Raw genomic sequence first — 7503 nt, forward strand, 5'->3', positions numbered from 1 at the left:
ATGTACGAGGTGTACTTTTCTTGCGGCCGGGCGATGTGGCGCGGTCGCCGCGTTCGGGAGGCTTCAATCATGGTCAGCGTCGACCCGCGTCCCTCCGGCCCCGTGCGGCACAGCGTTCGCGCAGTCGAACCCGCGGACCGGGAGAACATCGATTTCATCGAGATTCCGGATCGCCACCCCGTCGATCGGCTGCTGCGCAAACTGCCGGCCCGGGAGCAGGTGCTGGCTACGCCGCCGCGGGGGAGTGCGGCCGTGGCCGTGCGGGGCGACTCCGGACTGCCGGTGCTGGGTCGCTCGCTGCAGTATCTGCGCTGGGGACCGGCCGAGATGTACGACCGCTACCGCCGCTACGGACCGGTCAGCTACAACAAATCCTTCGGCGTCGACCGCGTTCTCGTCGCCGGCCCGCAGGCCGTGGACGAGGTGCTCGGCAAGCGGCGCAACGATTTCGGCCAGGGCTGGGACTTCCTCATCGGCTCGTTCTTCCGCCGCGGCCTGCTGCTGCTGGAATTCTCCGAGCACATGTTCCATCGCCGCATCATGCAGCAGGCGTTCACCCGCGAACGGCTGGAATCGCATCTGGCGCACCTGAGTCCGGTGGTCGAGGCGGCGGTCGCGCGCTGGAGCCCGAGCGGTGGGCGCACCCTGCGGCTGTACCCGACGGTGAAGGATCTCACCCTCGAGATCGCCACCGAAACCTTCATGGGCGTCGATGCCGGGCCGCAGCGGCAGCGGCTCGGACAGGCCTTCCTGGATTGCACCCACGCACCGCTGGCACTGGTGCGTCATCCGGTGCCCGGCGGCGCCTGGCGAGCGGGGCTGCGCGGGCGCAAGGTCCTCGAGGAGTACTTCGCGGCGATGGTGCCGCGCAAGCGCGAGGGGCAGGGTGCGGACTTCTTCTCCGCCCTGTGCGCGGCCCGCACCGAGGACGGGGAAACCTTCACCGACGCCGATGTCGTGAACCACATGATCTTCCTGATCATGGCCGCCCACGACACCACGACGACCACGGCGACCTCGGTCGCCTACTACCTCGGGCGGCACCCGGAGTGGCAGCGGCGGGTGCGCGCGGAGGCCCGCGCGCTGTTCGAGGAGCTGGACGGCGCCCCGCCGACGATCGCCGACCTGGACCGCCTGCGGGACCTGGATCTGGTGATCAAGGAGAGCCTGCGGCTCGTGCCGCCGGTGCCCGGGTTGGTCCGGCGCGCGGTGCGCGACACCGAGGTGGCCGGCCACTACATTCCGGCGGGCACCCACATCGACGTCGCCTACGCCGTCAACCACCTCACCCCCGAACTGTGGTCGCATCCGGCGCGTTTCGATCCGGAGCGCTTCACCGAGGGCCGCCGCGAGGACAAATCCCATCGACTGGCCTGGATGCCGTTCGGCGCGGGAGCGCACAAATGTATCGGCATGCACTTCGGCACCCTCGAGGTGAAGGTGGTCATCGCCGCGATGGTGCGCGCCTACGAATGGCGCATTCCCCAGGACTATCTGATGCCCTGGGGGTTCAACACCATCCCGTTCCCGCGCGACGGCGCGCCGATGCGCCTTACCCGGCTGTGATCGCGCGGCGGCTCACCGGCCGGCGAACAGGAGTTGCGCGACATGCGTCGTGGTCTCCTCGCCGTCGGTGTAGCCGCCCTGATCGCCGAGCGAGTTCATCACCGCGAGGGTGTAGCGCTCACCGGGGCCCGCGAAGCCGACCGAGTTGACCACCCAGCCGCCGTTCTCGTCGGACCAGCCGTTCTTCAACCCCGGATGCATGGCATCGCCCGCGCCCCACACGCCCCAGTGCTGATTGGTGTCCACCTTGCGCATTCGGTCGAGCAGGTAGTTGCGATCGTCGGGGTGCATGTGGTCGAGCACGTTGTTCATCAACCGGTCCAGGTCGGCCGGGGTGCACTGCTGAAACCCCCAGTCCGGGAACGCATGGCCGCCGGTCGGCGGCTGCGGGACCAGGCCGGTCATGCCGTTGGCGCGGAAGGCGTTGTTGAACGCCAGGCGGTCCGGGCCGGCGTATTTGTTCCACAGATAGTCGGCCGCGGCGTCGTTGGAGGTCGCGAGCATCGACTCCATCTGGTTGCGGTCCTCGGGGGTGAGCACGATGGCGCCGACCCGAGCCCGGTTCAACAGATCCTCGGCGATGGCCAGCTTGATGGTCGAGGCCGTCCAGATCATGGTGTCGGCGTGGGCGTTGGCGTAGGTGCCGCCGGTGACGCGGTCACGCACGACATAACCGGTGACGCCAGGGCGGCCGGCCAGGTAATTGTCGACGGCCGCGATCCGGCTGCTCAGATCGCAGTCGAATCCGTCGCGGCAGCCCTGCATGCGCAGCGGGACGGCGGCGGCGGGAGCCGGTTCCAGCGCGGGAGTGCTCGCCATCAACGCGGCGGCGGCGACGACGCAGGCGCCGGCGGCCAGGCGAGGGGTTCGAATGCCGCGTGACGCGGTCCGGGGATAACGCACGGTGAGCCACAATAGCCACCGATCTGCCGTTCGTGCACGTCTTGAGCCGGGGCGCCGGATGTGCTACCTGCGCAAAGTTCGTTGCAGGCCAGCGCATTTCGGCCATGCGCCGCCTGTTCGCCCAGGTCAGCGGAATGCCGCGAGCAGTTCCTCGACGCTGCGGCCGTTGAGCCGATAGCAGTGCTCGAAGGCCTCGGAGTGGCTGTCACGCGCCCAGGTGTGCAGGACGACGCCCCGGCCGTAGTGCCGGGAGTTGATCAATTCCCACGTCTCGCCCGATCGCCGAACCGTGAACCCTGACCTGGGTACGAGGGGGACCACCGTCGCAGACATGACTCGAACCAGCCTTTCGATACCGCTTCTCCCGAAACCTCCCCGCAGAGCACTGTGACATACGCGCGCACGCGGCGGCGGGTGACACGCGGTGACGAATCGTCTTCGCGCTGCCGAGGTGTCGAAATCGGGCGGAATCGATTGTGTTGCCGGAAGTTTGGTGCAATGCTGCGAAAGTCGGCAAAACGGTGGTGAAGGCCGGTTCCGTAGCGATTGCGGAGAAGGTTCGGCACCGGTGGGCAGCGGATATCCGGTAGATTCGCGGGCCGCACCGGGTGAGCCGCATCGCTCGTGGTGGCCGGGTTTGTAGGATCGGGCCGCCGGACCACCGCGACCACGAATCGAACGCGAGGACAGAGAGGCGGCCGAAGGTGCTGCACATCCACCGAGCCGAATCGGCGCGTACCCTCGCCGACGCGCTCGCCGAGATGCTGTCGCAGCCGCTGCCGGACCCCTTCGCCGCGGAAGTGGTCGCGGTTTCCGCCCACGGTGTGCAGCGCTGGCTCAATCAACGGCTGGCGACCACGCTGGGCGCCGGGCGCGGCGACGGCGTCGCCGCCAATATCGACTATCCGACCCCGGCCGCACTGCTCGCCGACGTGGCGGCCGCGGCCGCCGGCATCCCCGCCGACGCGGACCCGTGGGCGCCGGATCGGCTGGTCTGGCCGGTGCTCACGGCGCTGGACGCGGCGCTGAAGCAGGACTGGGCCGCGGTGCTGGCCCGGCATCTCGGTGTGGGTGGCGGTCTCGATCAGGCCTATCGCGCCGGGCGGCGCCTGGCCACCGCGACGCATATCGCGACCCTGTTCGACACCTACGGCTCGACCCGGCCGTCGCTGATCGTCGAATGGGCCGCGGGCGCCGACACCGACGGCTGCGGTGCCGAACTATCCGAGGATCTGCGATGGCAGCCGCGATTGTGGCGCGAGGTCCGCGCCCGCATCGGTGTCGGATCACCGGCGGAGCGGCTGTCGGCGGTGTGCGGGCGGCTGCGGACCGATCCGGCGAGTATCGATCTCCCGCAGCGGCTTTCGCTGTTCGCGCCGCACCGGATTCCGGCTGCCCGGTTGGCGGTGCTGGCCGCCCTCGCCGAGCACCGGGATGTGCACCTGTGGCTGCCGCATCCGAGCCCGGTGCTGTGGGACGCCGTCGACGGAGCCGCCGTCGCCGCGGCAGCCGGGACCACCTCGACCGTGGCGACGGCGGTGCGGACGGAACTCGCCGCGCCGCGGCGGATCGCCGCCGAGCCGGTGGCCGCGCATCCGCTGCTGGCCGCCTCGAGCAGTGAGGTCCGGGAACTGCAGCAGTGCCTGGCGGCGGTGCCTTCCGTCGACTCCTACCACCGGGCCGATCCGCCCGGCGACACGGACGAAAACTACACCGGCACAGTGCTTTCGGAATTGCAGCGCGGCATCCGGGCCGATCGGTGGCCGCCGCGGACGACGCTGCCCCGGGGTGACGACAGCGTGCAGATCCACGCCTGTCACGGCCCGGCCCGGCAGGTCGAGGTGCTGCGCGACGTCCTGCTCGGTCTCTTCGAACGCGACCGGACCCTGGAACCGCGCGACGTGATCGTGCTGTGCCCGGATCCGGAGGGCTACGCGCCGCTGGTGCGGGCCGCCTTCGGGCAGGGACCGGTCGCGGCGGAGGACCCCGACGCGAATCCCGGGCACGGGCTGCGGGTACGACCCGCCGAACGTGCTGCGGGAGCGGGCAATTCCGTGCTCGCGGTGCTCGAGGATCTGCTCGCGCTGGCCGAGGGGCGGGTTGGCGTGACCCAGGTGCTCGACCTGGCGGCGGCCGAACCGGTGCGCCACCGCTGCGGCTTCGACGACGACGATATCGAGCGCCTGCGGGAATGGGCGGCCGAGACCGGCGCGCGCTGGGGTATCGGGCAGCGCCAGCGGCAGGCGTTCGGACTCGGTGAGTTCGCGCAGAACACGTTGAACACCGCGGTCGACCGCATTCTGCTCGGCGTGGCAGCCGGCGAATCCGGCGCGGACTGGCTGGATCTGGCGCTCCCGCTCGACGACGTCGATTCCGGCGATGTCGATCTGGCCGGCCGCTTCGCCGAGTTCGTCGATCGGCTCGCCGTCTGCGTTCGCGACCTGAGCGGGCCCACCCCGGCCGAACCGGCCGGCGCCCCCCGTCCGGCCCGGCAGTGGTTGCACGTGCTGCACCGCGCCCTGGACCTGCTCACCGACCTGCCCGCCGCGGCGGCATGGCAGGGAGTGCAGGCCCGCCGGGAACTCGTCGCGGCCTTCGAACACGCCGGCGACACCCCCCTGCGCCTGCCCGATGTGGTCGCGGCGCTGCGGGCGCGGTCCCGGGCGCGGGCGCCGCGATCGAACTATCGCACCGGCGAACTCACCGTGTGCGGACTCGCTCCGATGCGATCGGTCCCGCATCGCGTGGTGGTGTTGCTCGGGCTCGACGACGACGTGTTCCCGCGGAGCGGCGGTGCCGACGGCGACGATGTGACCGCCCGCGAACCCCTTGTCGGCGAACGGGATCCCCGCAGCGAGGACCGCGGCATGCTGCTGGATGCCGTCCTCGCGGCGCAACGGCATCTGGTCGTGCTCTACAGCGGCGCCGATCCGGTGACCGGTGTGCCGCGGCCGCCGGTCACGCCGCTGGCCGAACTGATCGACGTGCTGCGCGCCCACGGCGCTGCCGATGTGGTCCGGCGGCATCCGCTGCAGTCCTACGATCGCCGCAACTTCGACCCGGCGGCGCCGTTCGGATTCGATTCGCTCGCGCTGGCCGCCGCCGAGGCCGCCGCGCGCCCGGCGCGCCCGGCCCCGCCGCTGCTGCCCGGTCCCTTGCCGGCGCTGCCGCGCACCGATGTCGAACTGGCGGACCTGGTCGCCTTCGCCGAACATCCGATCCGGGCCTTCCTGTGGCAGCGGCTGGGCATTCGCGTGCCCGAGGAGGACGAGGACATCGATGAACGGCTGCCCATCGAGCTGAGCGGCCTGGCCACTTGGAATATCGGCGAGCGCATGCTGGCGGCACGGCTGACCGGGGCCGATCCGGCCGCGCTGCGGGCGGCGGAATGGCGACGCGGCACCCTGCCGCCCTTCGGGCTCGGCGCGACGGTCCTGACCGAGGTCGAATCCACCGTGGACCGATTGGTGCAGGTGGCGGCTCCGCTGCAAGAGGCGCCCGCGCGCACCATCGATATCGCCGTCGATCTCGGCTCCGGTCGCCGGCTCGCCGGAACCGTCGCCGACGTGCACGACGACGCCATCGTGCGGGCGACCTATTCGCGGCTGGCGCCCAAACATCGGATGGCCGCGTGGGTGCGGCTGCTCGCGCTGGCCGCTACCGAACGGCATCAGAGCTGGCAGGCGATCAGCATCGGACGCGGAAAATTCGGGCGGCCGGCCTGGCGGTCCACCCTGGCCGCGCCCGCCGCGGCCACGGCCGCCGAACTGCTGCGCGACCTCGCGGACCTGCGTGACGAGGGGCTGGCCGAACCGCTGGCCTTCGCCCCGTCGGCCTCGGCGGTGTATGCCGAACGCCGTTGCCGCGGAGCCGATCTCGACGCCGCCCGGGCCGCGGCCGAGGAGGAGTTCTACGGTGGCCCGAAGGGCCCGCGGCCGTTCGGTGACCACACCGACCGCTACCTGACCTACCTCCGGGGTCCCGAACCACGCTTCGAACAGCTGGAAACCCCGCTACCGCAACCGGATCGGCACGGTGAGATCACCACCTTCGGCTCGATCGCGCGGCGGCTGTGGAACCCGCTGCTGGCCAACGAATCCCAGGGGCAACCGTGACCGACGAATTGTTCCCGCTGACCGATCTGCACACCGCCGGCGCCGGATCGCGTCGCGCCGGCGGCCGACGCCGGTCACCGGCCGCCCCGGCGCCCGAACCGGAGATCGCGGAACTCTTCCCGATCGACGAGGCGCCGACCGAACCCCGGCGGGATTCGCGCGACACCGCCGCCGCGCCGGAACGCGACGATGCTGCCGATCCGGCCGCCACCGCCGACCGGAACGACGGCACCGATCATGCGTCCGATGCCGATGCGATCGCACCGGTACAGCCGCCTGCGGCTCGGGCCGACGTGGTCAGCGATACCGATTCGGCCGAGACCGCCCGACCGGCCACCCCGCCGCGCCCCGGCGGGGCGCCGAGCACGGGTGATCGCTCGGACCAGTTCACTCTGTGCGGCGAACTACCCACCGGCACAACGGTTCTGGAGGCCAGCGCCGGGACCGGCAAGACCTACGCGATCGTCGGGCTCGCCGTGCGGTTCGTGGCCGAGGGGCAGGTCGACATCTCACAGTTGCTGCTGGTCACCTTCAGCCGGGCCGCCACCCAGGAGCTGCGCGAGCGTACCCGCGAACGATTCGTCGCCGTCGCGGCCGCGCTGGCGGATCCGCACACCGCTCGCGGCAGCGGCGACGAGCTGATCGCCCATCTGGCCGCCGCCGACGACGCGGAGGTGGGCCGCCGGCGGCGCCGGCTGCTGGCCGCGCTGTCGGACTTCGATGCCGGCACCATCTCCACCACCCACGGCTTCTGTCAGCGCATGCTCGACGAACTGGGCATCGCCGGGGAGCACGATCCGCGCGTCCGGCTGGTCGAGGGCATCGAGGAGCTGGTCGCCACCGTCGCCGAGGATCTGTACCTGGCTCGGTACGCGCGCGGCGGGGCGCCGATGCCGGTGCGGCAGGCGCAGGCGCTGGC

Annotated in this window: 5 protein-coding genes; 3 read left to right on the forward strand and 2 right to left on the reverse strand. The window is 71.3% G+C overall.

Annotation, left to right across the window (positions count from 1 at the left end):
* Positions 1-69: 69 nt before the first annotated feature.
* The gene (locus ON37_RS11840) at positions 70-1566 is read left to right on the forward strand and encodes a cytochrome P450 (RefSeq protein WP_040719120.1); all 1497 of its coding nucleotides are present in this window, start codon (positions 70-72) and stop codon (positions 1564-1566) included.
* A gap of 12 nt (positions 1567-1578) precedes the next feature.
* On the opposite strand, the gene ON37_RS11845 is transcribed toward ON37_RS11840, so the two are convergent.
* Together ON37_RS11845 and ON37_RS11850 are read right to left on the reverse strand one after the other, a co-directional pair.
* Entirely contained in the window at positions 1579-2469 is an 891-nt protein-coding gene (locus ON37_RS11845; RefSeq protein ID WP_245553165.1) for a serine hydrolase, read from the reverse strand.
* 126 nt (positions 2470-2595) lie between these two features.
* Positions 2596-2802 (reverse strand): hypothetical protein, encoded by a 207-nt coding sequence (locus ON37_RS11850; RefSeq protein ID WP_040719122.1) that lies wholly within the window; start codon positions 2800-2802, stop codon positions 2596-2598.
* Between the two features lie 371 nt (positions 2803-3173).
* Here ON37_RS11850 and recC point away from each other — a divergent pair, with 371 nt between their 5' ends.
* Entirely contained in the window at positions 3174-6584 is a 3411-nt protein-coding gene (gene recC / locus ON37_RS11855; protein WP_040719123.1) for an exodeoxyribonuclease V subunit gamma, read from the forward strand.
* Between the two features lie 293 nt (positions 6585-6877).
* The coding region (locus ON37_RS34115) for a UvrD-helicase domain-containing protein (protein ID WP_373282009.1) at positions 6878-7503 on the forward strand (626 nt) is incomplete at its 3' end.

Source organism: Nocardia veterana NBRC 100344 (assembly GCF_000308855.1).
Taxonomy (GTDB): Bacteria; Actinomycetota; Actinomycetes; order Mycobacteriales; family Mycobacteriaceae; genus Nocardia; species Nocardia veterana.

Coding starts and splice junctions, on each gene's coding strand:
- ON37_RS11840 (WP_040719120.1), top strand. CDS start 70: ATGGTCAGCGTCGACCCGCGTCCCTCCGGCCCCGTGCGGCACAGCGTT.
- ON37_RS11850 (WP_040719122.1), bottom strand. CDS start 2,802: ATGTCTGCGACGGTGGTCCCCCTCGTACCCAGGTCAGGGTTCACGGTT.